Source organism: Streptomyces acidiscabies (genome assembly GCF_020010905.1).
GTDB classification, from domain to species: domain Bacteria; phylum Actinomycetota; class Actinomycetes; order Streptomycetales; family Streptomycetaceae; genus Streptomyces; species Streptomyces acidiscabies.
Map to the genome: position 1 here is coordinate 1,881,801 of NZ_JAGJBY010000001.1, position 17,673 is coordinate 1,899,473.

The window sequence follows — 17,673 nt, forward strand, 5'->3', positions numbered from 1 at the left end:
TCCGGGGCACCCGCGCGCGAGACGCCGCAAGCCCGCCCGCGCGGGTCACCGCCCCCTCTGGCGCGGCACCCGTCGCTCCAGGAACTCCGAGACGTCCGCCGTCCTGCGGTGCGGCAGCAGCACGCGCGCGGTGTCGCCCAGCATCCCCCGGATCCGGGACGACTGGACGTGGCCCAGCAGCTCCAGGACGCGCAGGCCCGCGCGCGCGGCCTCGTCGGGACGGCCGTCGCGCGCGAGGTCGTCGGCCAGCTCGGCCGTGTACAGCGCCATGTTGCGGCTGAAGTCGGGGTCCTGGAGGTCGGCGGCGTCGCTCGCCCGGCGCGCGGCCCGCGACCAGTGGCCCAGGGCGGACCAGCACTGCGCCTCCAGGCTCGCCAGCTCCGCCTCCCCGTAGAAGCTCATCCACTCGGGGTCGGCGTCCGAGGGGCCTCGCTCGTACAGGGCGTGCGCGCGTGTGAGCGCCTGGGTGCAGCCGGTAGGGTCCCCGAGCCCGGCCCAGCCGCCTGCCTCCCTGAGGGACAGCAGCGACAGCAGCCGGTCGGAGCCCAGCGGGCGCGCGACACGCTGGGCGGCCTGTGCCGCGCGCACCGCCTCGCGCGGGCGCCCCGCGTCGCGCGACAGGAACGCCGTGTTGCAGAAGGCGTGCGCCTCCAGCGCGCGGTCGCCGGTCATCCGGGCGGTCGCCAGCGCCTCCGCGTAGTGCGAGCGGGCCTCCTCGTACCGCCCGGAGTCGTGGGCCAGCCAGCCCACCGAGATCGCCAGTTCCCCGGCGCCGGAGTACAGCCGGTCCGCCGTCGTGCGGCGGGTCGTGCCGGCGTCCAGCAGCGCGTACGCGGCGCGCAGCGGCTCGGCGGCACGCCGGTACAGGCTGTCCGCGCCGTGCCGGTCGTCCAGCAGGCGGATTCTGCGGACCGCTTCCTCCAGGGCGCCCGCCTCGCCCGCCCCGGCGCGGCGCGGGGGCCGTCCGGAGGCGTACGCGTCGGTGGCGAGGCCCAGGGAGCCCAGCGAGACGGCCGCCACGGTGGCGCCCCCGCCGGTCATGAATGCGCGACGCAGCACGTCGCTCTCCTCGTGGTCGTGGTGCGTGTCGTACGGGTCCTGCGTGTCATACGAATGACCCGCCGCGCGCGGTTCATCCGCCCCCCGCGCGGACGCGGTGGTGTGTACGGGGCTCGGGATGCGCGCGCGGGGCGCGTTGTCCGGATCGCGCGCTGCGCGCCCGCGTACGGACGCGCGGGGGGCGAAGCCCAGGTCGGTGAGCGTGCGACCGGGGAACATGTGCAGGAACACCCGTTCGTACGCGTAGTTGGGGCAGCGGATCTCGCCCGCCTCGACCCGCCCGATGTAACGCGCGTCACAGCTGACCCGCTCTCCGATCTCCCGCGCGGCGCGCCGCACCAGGGCGGCGAACTCGGCGGGCGAGCGCTGTCCGCGCAGGCGCCGGAAGGCGTGGTTGGGGTGTGCGGGCCGGTCGGGACGGGGTGGGGTCACCGTTGACGACGCCATGGCCGGGTCCTCTCGTGCGAACCGTCGAACCATGCCGGTTCCAGGGAGAATTGGCCGAGTAAAGCCCTGTATCAGGCAGTAACGGCCGTATCCAACTGTTTCCGGCGGGCAAGAACGTACCTGCTGTTCCGGGGTCGCCACACAGGATTTGGCTACAAACCGGATATCTCATGCGTGATCTGCCATGAAGTGCCATCCTTTGCGGCTGACTTCCGCCGTAGCCGTTGACGCGGTGGCGCGTTGAACGCTGTGGACTGCAATCGGGCTGCGCGGTGGAGGCCGGCATGGAGACCAGCCAGAGCAACGAACCCTGTACGACGCCGTCGCCGGCGCCGTGCGATCTCGTGACGGTGCCGACACGGCAGGGCCTGGAGGCGGTCGACATCCTCCGCCGCGGCGCCTGCGACGCGGTCGGCCCCGTCCTGCACGACGACGACGGCCGCACCCTCGGCTTCCTCGTCCCGCCCGGCACGGCGGCGGCCTGGGACGTCCCGGGCAGCACCTGCACGGAGACGGACGGCCGGGGCCTGCGCCTCGCCCCCGAACCCCCCGTGGAGGGCTCCGACTGGCTCCTGCCACCGGGCGACACGGACCTCGCGACGGACCCGGCGCAGCTGCGCCGGGCCCTGGGGGAGGCGGCGCGGCTCATCGAGGCGGCGGACAGCTGCCGGTGAACGGCCACTGGGGGAGGGGAAACGGTCCTTCAGGAGGTGCTCAGCCCTTCCCGGCGCAGGGTTATCCACAGGCCGGCCGCTGTCAGCGGCACGTGTCGGCCCTGGCTGCGAGGATGGGGGCATGGCGAAGGGCAAGGGTGGCAGGCGGGCAGACGCCGAGGGCGTGGCCGAGGAGGTCGACGGCGGGACGGCGCGGCTCGTGCCCGACCGGGACCGCACGCGGGCGTGGACGCTGCTCATCGACGGGGCACCGCAGTCGCACGTGGACCTCGACGATCCGCGGTTCCTGTCGTTCGAGTACCAGCGCCGGCTCGGGCACGTCATCGACCTCGTCGCACCGCCGGGGAAGCCGATCCAGGCCGTGCACCTCGGCGGCGGCGGGCTCACGCTCGCGCGGTACGTCGCCGCGACGCGCCCCCGCTCCACCCAGCAGGTCGTCGAGCGGGACGCGCGCCTCGTCCAGCTCGTCCGCAGGGAACTCCCGCTGGACCCGGCGGCCCGGATCCGGATCCGCTCGGCCGACGCGCGCGAGGGGCTCGCGAAGGTCCCCGACGGCTGGGCGGACCTCGTGATCGCCGACGTCTTCAGCGGCGCGCGGACCCCGGCCCACCTGACGTCGACGGAGTTCCTGGACGAGGTCCGCCGCACGCTGCGCCCGGGCGCGGTCTACGCCGCGAACGTGGCCGACGGCCCGCCCCTGACGCACCTCCGCGCCCAGATAGCCACGGCGGCCTCCCGCTTCCCCCACCTCGCCCTCCTGGCGGACCCCACGGTCCTGCGAGGCAAACGCTTCGGCAACGCGATCCTCACGGCGTCCGACACCCCCCTCCCCCTCCCCGAACTGACCCGCCGCGCCGCCACGGACCCCCACCCCGTCCGCATCGAACACGGCCGCCCCCTCACCGACTTCACCGGCGGAGCCACCCCGATCACCGACGCCTCGGCGACCCCGTCCCCGGCCCCACCGGAGTCGGTGTTCCGCTGACGCCCCCGCGGCCGGCGCCGAGCACACGGACGGGGCACGGCACGTCCCCTCCCCGTGCCGCACCCCGCGTACGTGTAGTACCTCCGAGTTACCCCCGAGGTACTAGGCCTCGCCCCCCGCCTCCCCCGGCAGCACCCCGGTCCGGGCCACCTGCCCGTACCACAGCGCACTCGACTTCGGCGTCCTGGCCAGCGTCGCGTAGTCCACGTACACCGCCCCGAACCGCTTCCCGTACCCGTAGGACCACTCGAAGTTGTCGAGCAGCGACCACAGGTAGTACCCGCGGACGTCCGCCCCGTCCGCGAGGGCGTGGCGGACGGCGGCGAGGTGGGCGTGGAGGTAGGCGATCCGCTCGGGATCGTGGACGCGCCCGTCGGGGTCGGGCTTGTCGTCGTAGGCGGCGCCGTTCTCGGTGATGTAGAGGGGGAGCCCGGGCGCCTCGCGGGTGTACCGCATGATCAGCTCGTGGAGCCCGGTCGCGTCGATGGTCCACCCCATCTCCGTACGCTCGCCCGGGGTCTGGTGGAAGGCGACGTCGTCGGCGGCGGGCCAGGGCGTGTGCTCACTGGCCCCGTGCCCGTCGGCCCGCCGCGCCTTCGTCGGCGCCCCGCCCGCCGAAACCAGCGTCGGGGAGTAGTAGTTGAGCCCGAGCGCGTCCAACGACTGGTTCGCGGTGCGCAGATCGCCGTGCTGGACGAAGGACCAGTCGGTGACGGACGAGGTCGCCGCCAGCAGGCTCTCCGGGTACGCGCCGTGCAGGATCGGCCCGTGGAAGATCCCGTTCGCGAGGTCGTCGATCTTGCGGACGGCCGCGAGGTCGGCGGGATCCTGCGAAAGGGGCCGCAGGACATGGGAGTTGAGGCTGAGCGCCACCGAGTTGCGGGCCGGCATCACCGACCGCAGCGCCGAAGTGGCAAGACCATGGCCGAGGTTGAGATGGTGGGCGGCCTTCAGCGCGGCGGCCGGGTCGGTCCGCCCGGGCGCGTGCACCCCGGATCCGTACCCCAGAAAGGCGCTGCACCAGGGCTCGTTGAGGGTGATCCAGTGCTCCACCCGGTCCCCGAGCGCCTCGCCGACGATCTGCGCGTACTCCGCGAACCGCAGCGCCGTGTCCCGCGCCGGCCAGCCCCCCGCGTCCTCCAGCTCCTGCGGCAGGTCCCAGTGGTAGAGCGTGAGCGCCGGTTTGATCCCGGCCGCGAGCAGCTCGTCCACGAGCCGCCGGTAGAAGTCGAGGCCGACCTGGACGGCGGGCCCGCGCCCGGTGGGCTGCACCCGCGACCAGGAGACGGAGAAGCGGTAGGCGGTCAGGCCCATGTCCGCCATCAGCGCCACGTCGTCGCGGTAGCGGTGGTAGTGGTCGACAGCGATGTCACCGGTCTCACCACCGGCGGTCTTCCCCGGCGTACGGCTGAAGGTGTCCCAGATCGACGGGGTACGGCCGCCTTCCCGTACCGCCCCCTCGATCTGGTACGCGGAGGTGGCGGCGCCCCAGAGGAAGGTGGAGGGGAAGGAGACGGGCGTAATGGGCTCAGACATGGAAGCGCTCCCATAGGTGGTCGTCGAGACCGACGGAGAGTGGAGGGGGGATGGTGGGGGTGAGCCTGCGGAGAGTCGTGCCGGGAGACTGAAGTGGGGGACGGACGAGGAGAGTTGAGCGGATGACGGTCAGGAGGCCGACGAGCGGGGGGAGTTGGCCGTATCCGGATCAGTGGAAAATACCCGCCGCCGACTCGGAGATTCCGGCCAACTCCCTCAACTCCCGCTCCTCGCTCAGCCCTTGACCGCCCCCTGCATGATCCCGCCCACGATCTGCTTGCCGAAGATGGCGAAGACGATCAGGAGGGGAACCGTGCCGAGGAAGGCGCCGGCCATGATGAGGGACTGGTCGGGGGTGTAGCCGCGGCCGAGTCCGGCCAGCGCGACCTGGACCGTCGGGTTGCCGGTCTGGCTCAGCACGAGGAACGGCCACAGGAAGTCGTTCCAGGACTGGACGAACGTCAGCATGCCGAGGACGGCCATCGCCGGCCGCGCGGCGGGGAACACGACGTGCCAGATGATCCGCCAGCTGCTCGCGCCGTCCACCCGGGCCGCCTCGATGAGTTCGTCGGGCAACGCCTGGATCAGGTACTGCCGCATGAAGAACACCCCGAACGCGCTCACCAGCGACGGCAGGATGACGGACTGGAGCTGGTCGGTCCACTCCAGCTTCGCGACCATCATGTACAGCGGGATGATGCTGAGCTGCGGCGGCACCATCATCGTCCCGATGACGATCAGCATCATCGCGCCCCGCCCCCGGAACCGGAGTTTGGCGAACGCGAACCCGGCGATGGTCGACAGGATCACGATGGTGATCGATGAAGTCCCGGCCACGATCGTGGTGTTGAAGAACGCCTTGCCGAGATTGGCGTCCCCCCACGCCTTGTCGAGGTTCGTGAAGAGGTTGGAGCCGAACCAGAACGGGGGAGGCGTCTGGGCCAGCCGGTTGGTGTCGCGCGAGGCCGCGACCGCCGTCCAGATCAGCGGGGCCAGCGAGCCGAACGTGAACAGCCCGAGGATGATGTAGGCGATCGGGCCGGCGTACAACTGCCCTCCCGCGCGGCCCGACTTGGCGAGGCGGCGGCGCGTGGGCCTGGGTGCCGTCTCCTCCGGGACGGGCTTGGGCAACGTCGTCGTCACCGTCGTACTCCTAACTGCCACTGCTGGCGCGCAGGCGGCGCGAGATGACGTAGTTGACGATGCCGATCACGATGAGGATCAGGAACATCGTCCAGGCGATCGCCGAGGCGCGGCCCAAGTGCTGGTTGACCCAGCCTTGTTCGTACAGATAGAGGCCGAGCGTCTGGAACTGGTGCTCCGCCCCGCCCGACGCGCCCTTGTTGGGGTCGAACAGCAAAGGCTCGCCGAAGACCTGGCTCGCGCCGATCGTGGAGACGACGACCGTGAACAGGATCGTCGGCCGTAGCGACGGCAGCGTCACGTGGATGAACTGCTTCCAGCGGCTCGCGCCGTCCAACGCCGCTGATTCGTACAGATCGTTGGGGATCGCCTGCATCGCGGCGAGGTAGATCAGCGCGTTGTAGCCGGTCCACCGCCAGATGATGATCGTCGAAACGGCGATCTGGGAGGGCCACTTGTCGCTCTGCCAGTCGACCTTGCCGAAACCCAGCAGATCCAGGCCCCAGTTGATCATCCCGTAGTCGTGGCCGAAGAGCAGCACGAAGACGAGCGAGGCGGCGGCGATGGACGTCGCGTACGGCGCGAGGATGACGACCCGGTAGAAAGTCGAGGCGCGCAGACGGTAGTTGAGGATGTGGGCGAGCCCCAGCGCCATCAGCAGCTGCGGGACGGTTGAGATGATGCCGATCGTCAGCGTGTTCTTCGCCGCGTTCCAGAAGAAGTCGTCGTCGAAGATCCGCGTGTAGTTGCGCAGCCCCACCCACTTCATGTCGGTGGGGGCCGTCAGCTCGACCTGGTGCAGCGAGGCCCAGCCGGTGTAGACCAGCGGGAACAGGCCGAAGGCCAGGAAGAGCAGGAAGAACGGCGAAACGAACGCGTACGGGCTCCACTTGAGGTCCCGCTGCCAGCGCCGCGAGAGCCGGGCCCGGTGCTTTCGATCCGCCTCGGAGGGCTCACCGGGCTCGGGGCGGCCCGGGGCCGCGCCCCCCTTCGCGGGGGGCGCGGCGGTGTCATGACTGGCCATGCGGGTCACTTGTCCAGGTTGTTGTCGATGGTCTTGGTGGCGGTGTCCCATGCCTCCTGGATCGACTTGCCCTTCGTCACCAGGAACACGCCGTTGTCGGTCATGCCCTGCTGGATGATCTGGTCCTTCGGGCCGATCGGCTGCACCGACACGTTCTTGGCGGCCTCGGTGAAGATCTTGCCGATCGGCGCGTCACCGGTCATCGCGTTCTTGCCGTCGAGGACCTGGGGCGAGGTGTACGCGGCGGGTGTGCTCGGGATGCTGCCCTGGATGGCGAAGAGCTTGGCCTGCTGCTCGGGCTGGGTCAGCCAAGTCACCAGCGCCTGGGCCTCCTTGGCGTGCTTGCTGGCCTTGGGGACGGCGAGGAAGCTGCCGCCCCAGTTGGCGGCCTTCGGCGCCTGCGCGACGTCCCACTTGCCGGCCGCGTCGGGCTTCGACTTCTCCTTCAGGGTGCCGAGCATCCACGGCGGGCAGGACACCGCCGCGAACTTGCTGTTGGCGATGGTCTGGTCCCAGTTCGGCTGGAACTGCGTCACCGGCTGGACCAGGCCCTTCTTGGCGGCGTCACCGGCGATGTCGAACGCGGCCCGCACCGCCGGGTTCTTCTTGTAGACGACCTCGCCGTTCTTGTCGTAGAACTTCTCCGGGCCGCTGCCGACGATCGCGTTGAACAGCCCGCCCGGCGAGTCCATGAAGTAAGTGCCGCTCGGCGCCTTGGACTTGTACTGCTCACCGACGCTGACGACCTTCTTCCAGTCGCCGGCCCACAGCTGGCTCACCTTGTCGCGGTCGGTGGGCAGCCCCGCCGCCTGGAACATGTCCTTGCGGTAGCAGATGCCCATCGGGCCGACGTCCGTGCCGAGAGCGATCGTCTTGCCGTCCTTGGTCGTGCCCTGCGACCACTTCCAGTCCAGCCAGTTGCTCTTGACGACCCCCTCCGCCTTGCCGATGTCCTCGAACTTGTCCGCCTGCGTCGCGACGATCTCCGCGATGTTGCCGACTTCGATGGCCTGGACGTCCATCAGGCCGGCGTTGGTGGTCAGGTGGTTGAGCAGCGCCGGGTAGTAGTTCTCGTTCCGCTCGACGACGTTCTCGGCGATCTTGATGTCGGGGTGGAGCTTCTCGTACTCGGTGTAGAGACCGGCCTGCTTGAAGCCCATGGTGCCGAAGAGGCCGAGGGTGATCGTCGTCTGCCCCTTGCCGCCACCGCCGCCGGACGACGCCGACGGGTCGTCGGATGCCTTGTCGCCGTCGTCGGCACAGCCGGCCAGCAGCCCGGCGCCCAGCGACGCGACAGCCGCCAGGACCACCACCCGACGGGAGGTTCGGGAACGTGCTCGCATTGCGTCCTCCTGTTGCCCTGACGTGCCGACCCCCCGGCCAACGTGCATGGTTGGGCCCGTTGTTTTCTCGCTGCGGCTCGGGCGGGGAACGTGCGGGATGTGTATGTGTCAGGTAGTGTGGGAGCGCTCCCACAAGTGATGTGTTGAAGGTTCGTCGGTTCCGGCGGGGGTGTCAAGGGAGTCGACGCGGAGAGATGCGTTCAGTTATCGGGACGTTAACTGGAAGCGGGGTGGGGCGGTTTTCGGCCGGACCGATCCCGCTGGCGAGGGTGAGGTGCGGGCCGTTTCATGTCAGGACAGGGCTGTTAGATTCCAGGCCAGTGCGTAGCGGACGAGGGAAGGCGGGGCCCATGGCAACCCACGGAGCGCGAGGGCGCAGCGGTGGCCGCCCGACCCTGGAGGAAGTGGCCGCACGCGCGGGGGTCGGCCGGGGCACCGTCTCCCGCGTGATCAACGGCTCCCCCCGGGTCTCCGACGCGACGCGCGCCGCCGTCGAGGCCGCCGTCGCGGAGTTGGGGTACGTCCCTAATACCGCCGCCCGCGCGCTCGCCGCGAACCGTACCGACGCGATAGCGCTCGTCGTCCCCGAGCCCGAGACGCGGTTCTTCTCCGAGCCGTACTTCTCCGACATCCTGCGTGGTGTCGGCGCCGAACTCTCCGACACCGAGATGCAGTTGCTACTGATCTTCGCGGGCAGCGACCGGGAGCGGAAGCGGCTCGCGCAGTACCTCGCCGCGCACCGCGTGGACGGCGTCCTCCTCGTCTCCGTCCACGCCGACGACCCCCTCCCCGACCTGCTCGCCCAGCTGGAGATCCCCTCCGTCATCAGCGGCCCCCGCTCCGCCGCCGAGACGCTGCCGTCCGTCGACTCCGACAACTACGGCGGTGGCCGCAGCGCCGCCGAGCATTTGCTGTCGCGGGGGCGGGAACGGATCGCGCACATCACCGGGCTGCCGGACGTGTACGGCGCGCAGCGGCGCGTCGACGGGTACCGGGACGCGATGGAGGACGCGGGCCGGGAGCCGCTGATCGAGGCCGGGGACTTCACGGAGGAGAGCGGTTACCGGGCGGCCCAGCGCCTGCTGTCCCGTGCCCCCCTGCTGGACGCGGTCTTCGCCGGCTCCGACGTCATGGCCGCGGGCGCCCGTCAGGCCCTCCGCGAGGCCGGCCGCCGTACCCCTGAGGACGTAGCTCTGGTGGGGTACGACGACTCCGCCATCGCCCGCCACATGGACCCGCCCCTCACGAGCGTCCGCCAGCCGATCGAGGAGATGGGCCGCCACATGCTGGACCTCCTCCTGACCGAGATCGCGGATCGCCGTCCGGCGGTGTCGCGGGGGTTGGAGCGGAGGCAGATCGTGGCGGCTACGGAGCTGGTGGTGCGGGCGTCTTCCTGAGGCCGGGGACTCCACTCACCAGCGGTCGGGCGGGGGTGGTTGACGCCGGGCAGCGCGGTCTGCGGACCTGTTGGTGACGAGCCAGATCACGCCGAGGATGATGGCGCCGGCGACCCAGAGGAAGATGATGATCCCCGCGCCGATGGCGGTTCCGGCGTCGTTGGCGTCCTGACACGCCTTGCTGGTCCCGCAGTCCTCGCCGCCGTCGGACGCGGCATTGACCCCGGTGACGAGCCACACCAGCATCAACGCGTTGAACCCCAGAATCACCCACGTGAGCGCCCGCCACCGGGGCCGATGCCTACGACGGGTACGCGCACGCGGCGCTACCGGCGGAGGCGTAGGACTGGTCCATCCCTGGTACGACATGACGAGCCTCCCAACCACACGAACGGCTCACACCTCGACGGTACGCCCCCCGCCATGACCCGGCAGTTTCTCGATGGACGCCGTCACCGAGGCCCTGCGACACTCCCCGCCATGCCCCCGCACCCCCTCCTGGACATCGACGACACCCCCGTCCCCCTGGAGAGCTACCTCTCAGGTATCGGTGAGGTCTTCCGGCGCTTCGCCGCCCCGGAGCAGGACTCGGGGTGTACCTCCTACGGGGTACGCCTCCCAAGTGGTGAGCGCTGGTTCGTGAAGGCCCCGACGGCGCCCGAGGCGTACGGCACCCTGGACCGTGCCTGGCGCTTCCACCGGGCCGTGCGGCATCCCGCGATCGTGCCCCAACTCCACCGGCTGGGCCCGGCGGTGGTGATGCCGTGGCGGGACGGCGACCTGCTCCACGACCCCGAACACCGCGCCCGCTTCCGCCGGTTGCCGCTCCCGGAGATCCACCGCGCGCTGGACACCCTCCTGGACGCCCACCTCGCCGTGGAGTCGGCGGGCTGGCAACCCGTCGACTTCTACGACGGCGCCCTTCTCTACGACTTCCCCCGCGCGACCCTCCACCTCATCGACCTGGACGAGTACCGCCCGTCCCCCTTCCGCCTCGACACCGACCGCCTCCCCGGCTCCCGCCGCTTCATGGCGCCCGAGGAGTGGCGCCGGGGCGCCAGGATCGACAGCCGGACGACGGTCCACGTACTCGGAAGAGCCGTACGGCTGCTGCTGGACGCGGGGGACGACGAACGCGGGTGGAGGGGAACGGCGGACCAGTACGCGGTGGTGGAACGGGCGACGAGGGAGAGGCCGGGGGAGCGGTTCGCGGGCGTACGGGAGTTGGCGGATGCCTGGCGCGAGACCCTCGTAGAGGGGGAGTACGACTAAGGGCCGACCCGCCTGAGCGGATCGGCCCTTAGTACTTCAGGGTGAGTGACGGGACTTGAACCCGCGGCATCCTGGACCACAACCAGGTGCTCTACCAGCTGAGCTACACCCACCATGACCGGCACTGTTTGTTTCTTTCCGACCGGCTGAGAAAAGTGTACAGGGTCCGAAGGGGTGCTCGCGCACGGGTTTCACGGCACCCCTTCCGGGTGACCTGCGGACCTAGCTCGCGGGCAGTACGTGCCGCGCCGCGATGGACTTCGCGGTGTCGGAGTCGGGGCCGGGCTGGGGGACGAAGATCGCGTCGCGGTAGTAGCGCAGCTCCGCGATGGACTCGCGGATGTCGGCCAGGGCGCGGTGGTTGCCGTTCTTCTCCGGGCTGTTGAAGTAGGCGCGGGGGTACCAGCGCCGCGCGAGTTCCTTGACGGAGGACACGTCGACGATGCGGTAGTGGAGGTAGGACTCCAGCGCGGCCATGTCCCGGGCGAGGAAGCCGCGGTCCGTGCCGACGGAGTTGCCGCACAGCGGCGCCTTCCCGGGCTCCTTCACGTGCTCGCGGACGTACGCGAGGACCTGCGCCTCCGCGTCGGCCAGCGTCGTACCGCCCGCGAGTTCGTCGAGGAGCCCGGACGAGGTGTGCATCTGACGCACCACGTCCGGCATCGTCTCCAGCGCCGCGTCCGGCGGGCGGACGACGATGTCGACCCCCTCGCCGAGCACGTTCAGCTCGGAGTCGGTGACGAGGGCGGCAACCTCGATGAGCGCGTCGTCGGACAGCGAGAGGCCGGTCATCTCGCAGTCGATCCACACCATGCGATCGTTCATGCGTCCACCCTAAGGCTGACATCCACCGATCGGGTGTACCGCGACCTGGGGTAGCTCCCCGGTAGTACACGGGTACGACCCCAGAGGTACGGCACCGCAGATGCCCGACCCGGAAGGGTTACCCCCTCCGGGCCGGACGTCGACCGGTCGACCGATCGGTATGGTCAGCCTCCGCTGCGCTGCCCCGGCAGGGCCGCGCGGGCGGTGGCGTACGGGTCCCGGTCCCGGTCCCGATCGCGGGAGACCGCGTGGTCCGGGGAGAGCCCGGACGCGGAGGAGCCGACGGACGCCGTACGGCGGGCCTGGAGCGGGACCGGCGCCTCGGAGTGCATCCCCGGGGACGGCGGACCCAGCGGGGCCGGTGTCGGATCACTGTCCAACTGGCGTTCGCTCTGCGGCCGGCGGGCCCGGTACGCGGCCCGGTAGGCGGCCGGCGACGACCCGAGCTGCCGGCGGAAGTGCCCGCGCAGCGCCACCGGCGAACGGAAGCCGCAGCGCCCCGCGACCTCGTCCACCGAGTAGTCGGACGTCTCCAGCAGCCGCTGCGCCTGAAGCACCCGCTGGGTGATCAGCCACTGGAGCGGCGCACTGCCGGTCAGCGAGCGGAACCGGCGGTCGAACGTGCGCCGGCTCATGTACGCGCGCGCGGCGAGCGTCTCCACGTCGAACTGTTCGTGGAGGTGTTCCAGCGCCCAGGAGACGACCTCGGCGAGCGGGTCGGCCCCGATCTCCTCTGGTAAAGACCGGTCGAGGTAGCGCTCCTGACCGCCCGAGCGGCGCGGCGGGACGACAAGCCTGCGGGCCAGCGCGCCGGCCGCCTCGTTGCCGTGGTCCGTGCGCACGATGTGCAGGCACAGGTCGATCCCGGCCGCCGTACCGGCGGACGTGAGGACGTCGCCGTCGTCGACGAACAGCTCTCTCGGATCGACGTGCACCGACGGATAACGTTTCGCCAGGGTCGGCGCGTACATCCAGTGGGTGGTCGCCGGACGGCCGTCCAGCAGCCCTGCGGCTGCCAGCACGAAGGCGCCCGTGCAGAGCCCGACGATGCGGGCCCCCTCCTCGTGCGCCCGGCGCAGCGCGTCGAGCGCCTCCTCGGGCGGTGGCGCGGTGATCGAGCGCCAGGCCGGTACGACGACCGTCCCGGCGCGGGAGATCGCCTCCAGGCCGTGTGGCGCGGTGAGTTCCAGGCCCCCTGTGGTCCGCAGCGGGCCGTCCTCACCGGCGCACACCAGCAAGCGGTAGCGCGGTACGCCGGCGTCCTGGCGGTCGATGCCGAACACCGACAGCGGTATGGAACTCTCGAATATGGGGCCGCCGCTGAACAGCAGCACCGCGACGATCTCCTTGCGGCGGCGCCCGGAAAGCTTCCGGGCAGCGGTTTCCGGCGCGGCAGTGGAGTCGTGGCTCATCCTGCTAAGCCCCCCTCGGTGGTCGCGGCTCCTCGGTTGTGTCGCTCCTGCACGTTTCCCCTCGGTCCTGCACGAGTCCCCCGCCGTAGACAGTCAAGATCGAATCTACTGTGTCGCGTCGTGCCGCGGTGGCCAGTTCTCCACCCGGCGCATTGTCGACATGGCAACTTGGCGTGAAGCATTCGATCACGAAGCGTTGCACTACGAGGACGTGCAGGGAAGTGCGCCTCGTGGCAGTGGCTAATCTGCGTAGGGTGCAGGGGGGCCCTGAGACCCTTTCCGTGCAGGTCAAACGGGGGGTGGGGGGTGTTCGGACCAGCTGATGCACAGGTGCGGGAAGTTGGCTGAAAAGCGATGTGGTTGTGCGCGGAAACCGGTCAGCCGACCGGTGAGCCTCCCCCGGTGTGACGTCCGCCTCGGTGCGCGCCCGCGCCCGCATGCGCGGGGCGCCTGTGGTGGTGCGGGTGCGGCGCGCGTTCCTCGGCGAGCACGCGCGCCTCGCAGCGCTCCGACTGCCGCAGCAGCACCCGGCACACGGCCGTCACGGCGGCCAGCCCCAGCGCGGTGCCGGCGGTGCCGCCGAGCGAGGTGCCGTACCAAAGGAGTACTACGGGTACGAGCAGACAGGAGAAGACCGCCCAGCGGATGAGATCGGTCGTCCGGTCCTCGGGGGATCCCGGGGGTCCCTCGGAGGTACTACGGGGTACGGGCACGGTGGGCTTCCTGACTCCCGGAGGCGGTCGGCGGGGTGGTCGGCGGTGCGGTCGGGCACCGGGTTCAACGCCCGTTCGACCGGTCGGTCACTCGGGTGTAGGCGCCGCGTCAGCGAATCCTGTGCAAACCGCCTGCACGGGGCAGCAACCATTGCGTTACGGGCGCCACCTCGTGCATGCTCCCTGGAACCCCCCACCGGTAGGGCACGGGATATGGGCTGCGGAGGCGTGCCGCCGTACCCTTGGGGGTATGGGGTTGGGAAGATGATTCCCGGACAACAGCTCCGCCGCTCCTGTCGCCCTCCCATCACAAGGATCGATTCGCCGAGACAGCCATGGCCGGTCACGAATTCTTCGAACCCGCAGACCGCAAGCGGCCCGTCGCCGACCCAACGGCGGCCGAGCCCCTGGCGGCGGAAGACGCACGCCCCCTCTGCGATCCCGCCTTCAAGCACGGCGTGGTCGTCGGCTTCGACGGCTCCACGTCGAGCGAGCGGGCCCTCGCGTACGCCATCGGCATGGCCCACCGCTCCGGCTCGGGTCTGATCATCGTCCACGTCGCCAACCGGCTGCCCACGACCGTGTGGGCGGGCTGCGAGCCCCCGGTCTTCGTCGACGTCCCGGACCACCGCACGGAGGTCCTCGGCCTCGAACTCGCCTGTGCGGAGTACCTGTCCGAGGTGCCGTGGATCCTCGTCGAGCGCGGCGGCGACATCTGCCACGAACTCGAAGAGGTGGGGCGGGAGTACGAGGCGGACGCGATCGTCGTCGGCTCCACGCACGGCATCGTGGGCCGGATCTTCGGCTCCGTCGCGGGGCGGCTCGCGAAGCGCGCGCAGCGGCCCGTGGTCGTCATCCCGTAGTACCCGTAAGCCTTTTGAGGGACGGGTGACTGCTGAGGTCAGGCTTTTGTGCGGGCGTGAACCCTACCGGCGCGTAGAGGTGTTCGTGCCTTGGTGAAGGGCATATATCGCACACCGCACAACTGCACATGCTTGAAGGGAGCCCCGCCGTGGCCAACGACGTCCCTGCGGGAATCACAGGCACCTCAACGATCGCCGGCCGACTCGCCCTCGCCGTCACCCTGTTGGCCTTCGGGCTCGGGTACGCCGATGTCATCGACGGGGTCTCGGCGGCCGACGCCGTCTCCGTCGCCCACTACGTCGGCGGAGTCACTCTCTTCGTCGCCGGACTCTTCGCCTTCCGGGACCACGACACCCTGAACGGGACCGGGTTCGTGGCCGTCGGGGCGTTCTGGTTCACCTGGGCCGTGTCCGCCGGGAACCAGGTCTCCGACAACGGGGCCGGGTTGTTCCTGCTGCTGTTCGCGCTCATCGCCCTGTCCCTGACCGTCTCCGGCGGGGACCAACTCACCCAGGGGACCTACGGGTTGTTCCTCGTCGCGCTGGTCCTGATGGCCGTCGCGCGGCTGTGGGGCCCCGACTCCCTTGCCAAGGTGGGCGGTTGGTTCGCCGTCGCGGCGGGCGCGGTCGCCTGGTACGCCGCGACAGCGGCCCTGGCCCACTGGCCCACCGCCCTGCCCCGACGTGGACGCGCTGCCGGCCGGGGGGTGACGGCCACCGGCTAAATGGCAGCCGCAGCCGGGGAGTTGGGCTTCCCCGGCACACATGAACGGGTCCCCGGTGAAGGTGGCATCACCGGGGACCCGTTCCGTTGTAGCGGGAGCGAGAACTACTCGACCGTCACCGACTTCGCGAGGTTGCGCGGCTTGTCGATGTCACGGCCCAGCGCCTTCGCCGTGTAGTACGCGAGGAGTTGGAGCGGGATGCCCATCAGGATCGGGTCCAGCTCGTCCTCGTTCTTCGGGACGACGATCGTGCGGTCGGCCTTCTCCTGCTCGCGGTGCGCGACGGCGATGATCCGGCCGCTGCGGGCCTTGATCTCCTCCAGCGCGGCGCGGTTCTTCTCCAGCAGGTCGTCGTCGGGGACGATGGCGACCGTCGGGAGGGCGGGCTCGATGAGCGCGAGGGGCCCGTGCTTCAACTCCGAGGCGGGGTAGGCCTCGGCGTGGATGTAGGAGACCTCCTTGAGCTTCAGGGATGCCTCACGGGCGACGGGGTAGCCCCGCACGCGCCCGATGAACAGCATCGAGCGTGCCTCCGCCAACTCGGCCGCCAGCTTCTCGTACTCGGCCTCGTTCGCCATGATCTCCGCGATCTGGCCCGGGAGTTTGCGCAGCCCCGCGATGATCCGCTTGCCGTCGCGCACCGAGAGGTCACGCGTACGGCCCAGGTGCAGCGCGAGCAGCGCGAACGCGACCGTCATGTTCGTGAAGCACTTCGTCGACACGACGCAGACCTCGGGACCGGCGTGGACGTACATCCCGCCGTCCGCCTCGCGGGCGATCGCCGAGCCGACGACGTTGACGACGCCGAGGACGCGCGCGCCCTTGCGCTTCAGCTCCTGGACGGCCGCGAGGACGTCGTACGTCTCACCGGACTGGGAGACGGCGATGTACAGGGTGTCGGGGTCGACGACGGCGTTGCGGTAGCGGAACTCGGAGGCCGGCTCGGCGTCGGCGGGGATGCGGGCCAGCTCCTCGATCATCTGGGCGCCGATCATGCCCGCGTGGTACGAGGTGCCGCAGCCGAGGATCTTCACGCGCCGGATCTGCCGGGCCTCGCGCGCGTCGAGGTTGAGGCCGCCGAGGTGGACGGTGGAGAAGCGGTCGTCGATCCGGCCGCGCAGGACGCGGTCCACGGCGTCCGCCTGCTCGTGGATCTCCTTGTGCATGTAGGTGTCGTGGCCACCCATGTCGTAGGAGGCGGCCTCCCACTCGACCGTGGTCGGCTCCGAAGTAGTACGGGTCCCCTCCGTGGTGTACGTACGGAAGTCGTCCGCCTTCAGCGTGGCCATCTCGCCGTCGTCCAGCGTTACTACCTGACGGGTATGCGCGACCAGCGCGGCGATGTCCGAGGCGACGAACATCTCCTTCTCGCCGATGCCGAGGACGACCGGGGAGCCGTTGCGGGCGACGACGATGCGGTCGGGGAAGTCGGCGTGCATGACGGCGATGCCGTACGTGCCCTCGACGAGGCGCAGCGCGTCGCGGACCTTGTCCTCCAGCTTCTCGGCCTGCGAGCGGGCGATCAGGTGGGTGAGGACCTCGGTGTCGGTCTCGGAGAGGAACTCGATGCCGTCCGCCTCCAGCTTGCGCCGCAGGTCGGAGGCGTTGTCGATGATGCCGTTGTGGACGACGGCGACCTTCAGGTCGGCCGACAGGTGCGGGTGCGCGTTCACGTCGGAGGGGGCGCCGTGGGTGGCCCAGCGGGTGTGCGCGATGCCGGTCGTGCCCTTGAAGCGCGCCGGGACCTTCGCCTCCAGGTCACGGACGCGGCCCTTGGCCTTGACGACCTTCAGACCGGCCGACTTCGGGGAGGACACGACGATGCCCGCCGAGTCGTACCCCCGGTACTCCAGCCGCTGGAGACCCTCAAGGAGGAGGGGGGCCACATCACGCTTGCCGATGTATCCGACAATTCCGCACATACGTAAAAGGTCCTCATGGTCCGAGTCACTCCTGAGAGTGACTACCCGTAGACGATCCGCCGGAGCTGCCGGAGCGAGAGCTCCGGCGGGGCGACCGCCCTGTACTTCAGTTCCGCCTCGATCCGCTCGAAGATCTCCGCGTTCACCAGGCCCTGCGCCTGGAGCTCCCGGTGGCGGCGGCGGACGTAGTCCTCCGTCGTCTCGTCGAAGTAGGCGAGCACGTCCTGGATCACCCGCAGCGCCTCGCCCCGCTGGAGGGGCGTGGACCGCGTCAGATGATCAACGAGTTCGTCGTGCACCCGGTAGATCCTGAGGGACAAGGGCGTCTTTCGC

General features: G+C 70.4%; 17 protein-coding genes and 1 tRNA gene. 6 read left to right on the forward strand and 12 right to left on the reverse strand.

What is annotated here, in order from left to right:
• Positions 1-45: 45 nt before the first annotated feature.
• Positions 46-1,506 carry an NsdA family TPR-like regulatory protein gene (locus J8M50_RS08925; protein ID WP_010350222.1) on the reverse strand — a complete coding sequence of 487 codons (1,461 nt, stop codon included), beginning with the start codon at positions 1,504-1,506 and terminating at the stop codon, positions 46-48.
• Between the two features lie 284 nt (positions 1,507-1,790).
• Between J8M50_RS08925 and J8M50_RS08930 the strand changes: the two genes are divergently transcribed.
• Both J8M50_RS08930 and J8M50_RS08935 read left to right on the forward strand, forming a co-directional pair.
• Positions 1,791-2,180 (forward strand): hypothetical protein, encoded by a 390-nt coding sequence (locus J8M50_RS08930; RefSeq protein WP_010350221.1) that lies wholly within the window; start codon positions 1,791-1,793, stop codon positions 2,178-2,180.
• A 121-nt stretch (positions 2,181-2,301) separates the two neighbouring features.
• A complete protein-coding gene (locus tag J8M50_RS08935; protein WP_010350220.1) occupies positions 2,302-3,165 on the forward strand; it encodes a spermidine synthase in 864 nt (287 codons plus the stop codon).
• A 102-nt stretch (positions 3,166-3,267) separates the two neighbouring features.
• On the opposite strand, the gene J8M50_RS08940 is transcribed toward J8M50_RS08935, so the two are convergent.
• From J8M50_RS08940 to J8M50_RS08955, 4 genes are all read right to left on the reverse strand, one after another.
• Complete coding sequence (locus J8M50_RS08940) at positions 3,268-4,701, reverse strand: GH1 family beta-glucosidase (protein ID WP_010350219.1); 1,434 nt, start codon at positions 4,699-4,701, stop codon at positions 3,268-3,270.
• Between the two features lie 234 nt (positions 4,702-4,935).
• Positions 4,936-5,844: a carbohydrate ABC transporter permease gene (locus J8M50_RS08945; protein ID WP_010350218.1), complete on the reverse strand. Its 909-nt coding sequence runs from the start codon at positions 5,842-5,844 to the stop codon at positions 4,936-4,938.
• Positions 5,845-5,854: 10 nt separating this feature from the next.
• Positions 5,855-6,868 carry a carbohydrate ABC transporter permease gene (locus J8M50_RS08950; protein ID WP_010350217.1) on the reverse strand — a complete coding sequence of 338 codons (1,014 nt, stop codon included), beginning with the start codon at positions 6,866-6,868 and terminating at the stop codon, positions 5,855-5,857.
• Between the two features lie 5 nt (positions 6,869-6,873).
• The gene (locus J8M50_RS08955; RefSeq protein WP_029183343.1) at positions 6,874-8,211 is read right to left on the reverse strand and encodes an ABC transporter substrate-binding protein; all 1,338 of its coding nucleotides are present in this window, start codon (positions 8,209-8,211) and stop codon (positions 6,874-6,876) included.
• 350 nt (positions 8,212-8,561) lie between these two features.
• Between J8M50_RS08955 and J8M50_RS08960 the strand changes: the two genes are divergently transcribed.
• Positions 8,562-9,608 carry a LacI family DNA-binding transcriptional regulator gene (locus J8M50_RS08960; RefSeq protein WP_029183342.1) on the forward strand — a complete coding sequence of 349 codons (1,047 nt, stop codon included), beginning with the start codon at positions 8,562-8,564 and terminating at the stop codon, positions 9,606-9,608.
• A gap of 15 nt (positions 9,609-9,623) precedes the next feature.
• On the opposite strand, the gene J8M50_RS08965 is transcribed toward J8M50_RS08960, so the two are convergent.
• Positions 9,624-9,878 (reverse strand): hypothetical protein, encoded by a 255-nt coding sequence (locus tag J8M50_RS08965; protein ID WP_010350214.1) that lies wholly within the window; start codon positions 9,876-9,878, stop codon positions 9,624-9,626.
• Between the two features lie 210 nt (positions 9,879-10,088).
• On the opposite strand from J8M50_RS08965, the gene J8M50_RS08970 reads away from it, so the two are divergent.
• Positions 10,089-10,880 carry a serine/threonine-protein kinase gene (locus J8M50_RS08970; RefSeq protein WP_010350213.1) on the forward strand — a complete coding sequence of 264 codons (792 nt, stop codon included), beginning with the start codon at positions 10,089-10,091 and terminating at the stop codon, positions 10,878-10,880.
• Positions 10,881-10,920: 40 nt separating this feature from the next.
• Here J8M50_RS08970 and J8M50_RS08975 read toward each other — a convergent pair.
• The 4 genes from J8M50_RS08975 to J8M50_RS08990 form a co-directional block, all read right to left on the reverse strand.
• Positions 10,921-10,993: transfer RNA gene (locus tag J8M50_RS08975), tRNA-His, on the reverse strand.
• 109 nt (positions 10,994-11,102) lie between these two features.
• The gene (gene orn / locus J8M50_RS08980) at positions 11,103-11,705 is read right to left on the reverse strand and encodes an oligoribonuclease (protein WP_010350212.1); all 603 of its coding nucleotides are present in this window, start codon (positions 11,703-11,705) and stop codon (positions 11,103-11,105) included.
• A 164-nt stretch (positions 11,706-11,869) separates the two neighbouring features.
• Entirely contained in the window at positions 11,870-13,117 is a 1,248-nt protein-coding gene (locus J8M50_RS08985; RefSeq protein WP_010350211.1) for a helix-turn-helix domain-containing protein, read from the reverse strand.
• Positions 13,118-13,494: 377 nt separating this feature from the next.
• Positions 13,495-13,830 (reverse strand): hypothetical protein, encoded by a 336-nt coding sequence (locus tag J8M50_RS08990; RefSeq protein WP_010350210.1) that lies wholly within the window; start codon positions 13,828-13,830, stop codon positions 13,495-13,497.
• Between the two features lie 335 nt (positions 13,831-14,165).
• On the opposite strand from J8M50_RS08990, the gene J8M50_RS08995 reads away from it, so the two are divergent.
• Together J8M50_RS08995 and J8M50_RS09000 are read left to right on the forward strand one after the other, a co-directional pair.
• Positions 14,166-14,693: a universal stress protein gene (locus J8M50_RS08995; RefSeq protein ID WP_010350209.1), complete on the forward strand. Its 528-nt coding sequence runs from the start codon at positions 14,166-14,168 to the stop codon at positions 14,691-14,693.
• Positions 14,694-14,842: 149 nt separating this feature from the next.
• A complete protein-coding gene (locus J8M50_RS09000; protein WP_010350208.1) occupies positions 14,843-15,418 on the forward strand; it encodes a GPR1/FUN34/YaaH family transporter in 576 nt (191 codons plus the stop codon).
• A gap of 104 nt (positions 15,419-15,522) precedes the next feature.
• Here the strand turns inward: J8M50_RS09000 and glmS are convergent, their stop codons facing one another.
• Positions 15,523-17,340: a glutamine--fructose-6-phosphate transaminase (isomerizing) gene (glmS, locus tag J8M50_RS09005; RefSeq protein ID WP_010350207.1), complete on the reverse strand. Its 1,818-nt coding sequence runs from the start codon at positions 17,338-17,340 to the stop codon at positions 15,523-15,525.
• A 41-nt stretch (positions 17,341-17,381) separates the two neighbouring features.
• Positions 17,382-17,639 (reverse strand): hypothetical protein, encoded by a 258-nt coding sequence (locus J8M50_RS09010; RefSeq protein ID WP_010350206.1) that lies wholly within the window; start codon positions 17,637-17,639, stop codon positions 17,382-17,384.
• Between the last annotated feature and the right edge of the window lie 34 nt (positions 17,640-17,673).

What these genes read in the sequence shown, in the direction of transcription:
- J8M50_RS08925 (WP_010350222.1), bottom strand. Translation starts at nt 1,506, where the DNA reads ATGGCGTCGTCAACGGTGACCCCACCCCGTCCCGACCGGCCCGCACAC.
- J8M50_RS08970 (WP_010350213.1), top strand. Translation starts at nt 10,089, where the DNA reads ATGCCCCCGCACCCCCTCCTGGACATCGACGACACCCCCGTCCCCCTG.
- J8M50_RS08995 (WP_010350209.1), top strand. Translation starts at nt 14,166, where the DNA reads ATGGCCGGTCACGAATTCTTCGAACCCGCAGACCGCAAGCGGCCCGTC.
- J8M50_RS08935 (WP_010350220.1), top strand. Translation starts at nt 2,302, where the DNA reads ATGGCGAAGGGCAAGGGTGGCAGGCGGGCAGACGCCGAGGGCGTGGCC.
- J8M50_RS08930 (WP_010350221.1), top strand. Translation starts at nt 1,791, where the DNA reads ATGGAGACCAGCCAGAGCAACGAACCCTGTACGACGCCGTCGCCGGCG.
- J8M50_RS08940 (WP_010350219.1), bottom strand. Translation starts at nt 4,701, where the DNA reads ATGTCTGAGCCCATTACGCCCGTCTCCTTCCCCTCCACCTTCCTCTGG.
- orn (WP_010350212.1), bottom strand. Translation starts at nt 11,705, where the DNA reads ATGAACGATCGCATGGTGTGGATCGACTGCGAGATGACCGGCCTCTCG.
- J8M50_RS08955 (WP_029183343.1), bottom strand. Translation starts at nt 8,211, where the DNA reads ATGCGAGCACGTTCCCGAACCTCCCGTCGGGTGGTGGTCCTGGCGGCT.
- J8M50_RS08960 (WP_029183342.1), top strand. Translation starts at nt 8,562, where the DNA reads ATGGCAACCCACGGAGCGCGAGGGCGCAGCGGTGGCCGCCCGACCCTG.
- J8M50_RS08950 (WP_010350217.1), bottom strand. Translation starts at nt 6,868, where the DNA reads ATGGCCAGTCATGACACCGCCGCGCCCCCCGCGAAGGGGGGCGCGGCC.
- glmS (WP_010350207.1), bottom strand. Translation starts at nt 17,340, where the DNA reads ATGTGCGGAATTGTCGGATACATCGGCAAGCGTGATGTGGCCCCCCTC.
- J8M50_RS08985 (WP_010350211.1), bottom strand. Translation starts at nt 13,117, where the DNA reads ATGAGCCACGACTCCACTGCCGCGCCGGAAACCGCTGCCCGGAAGCTT.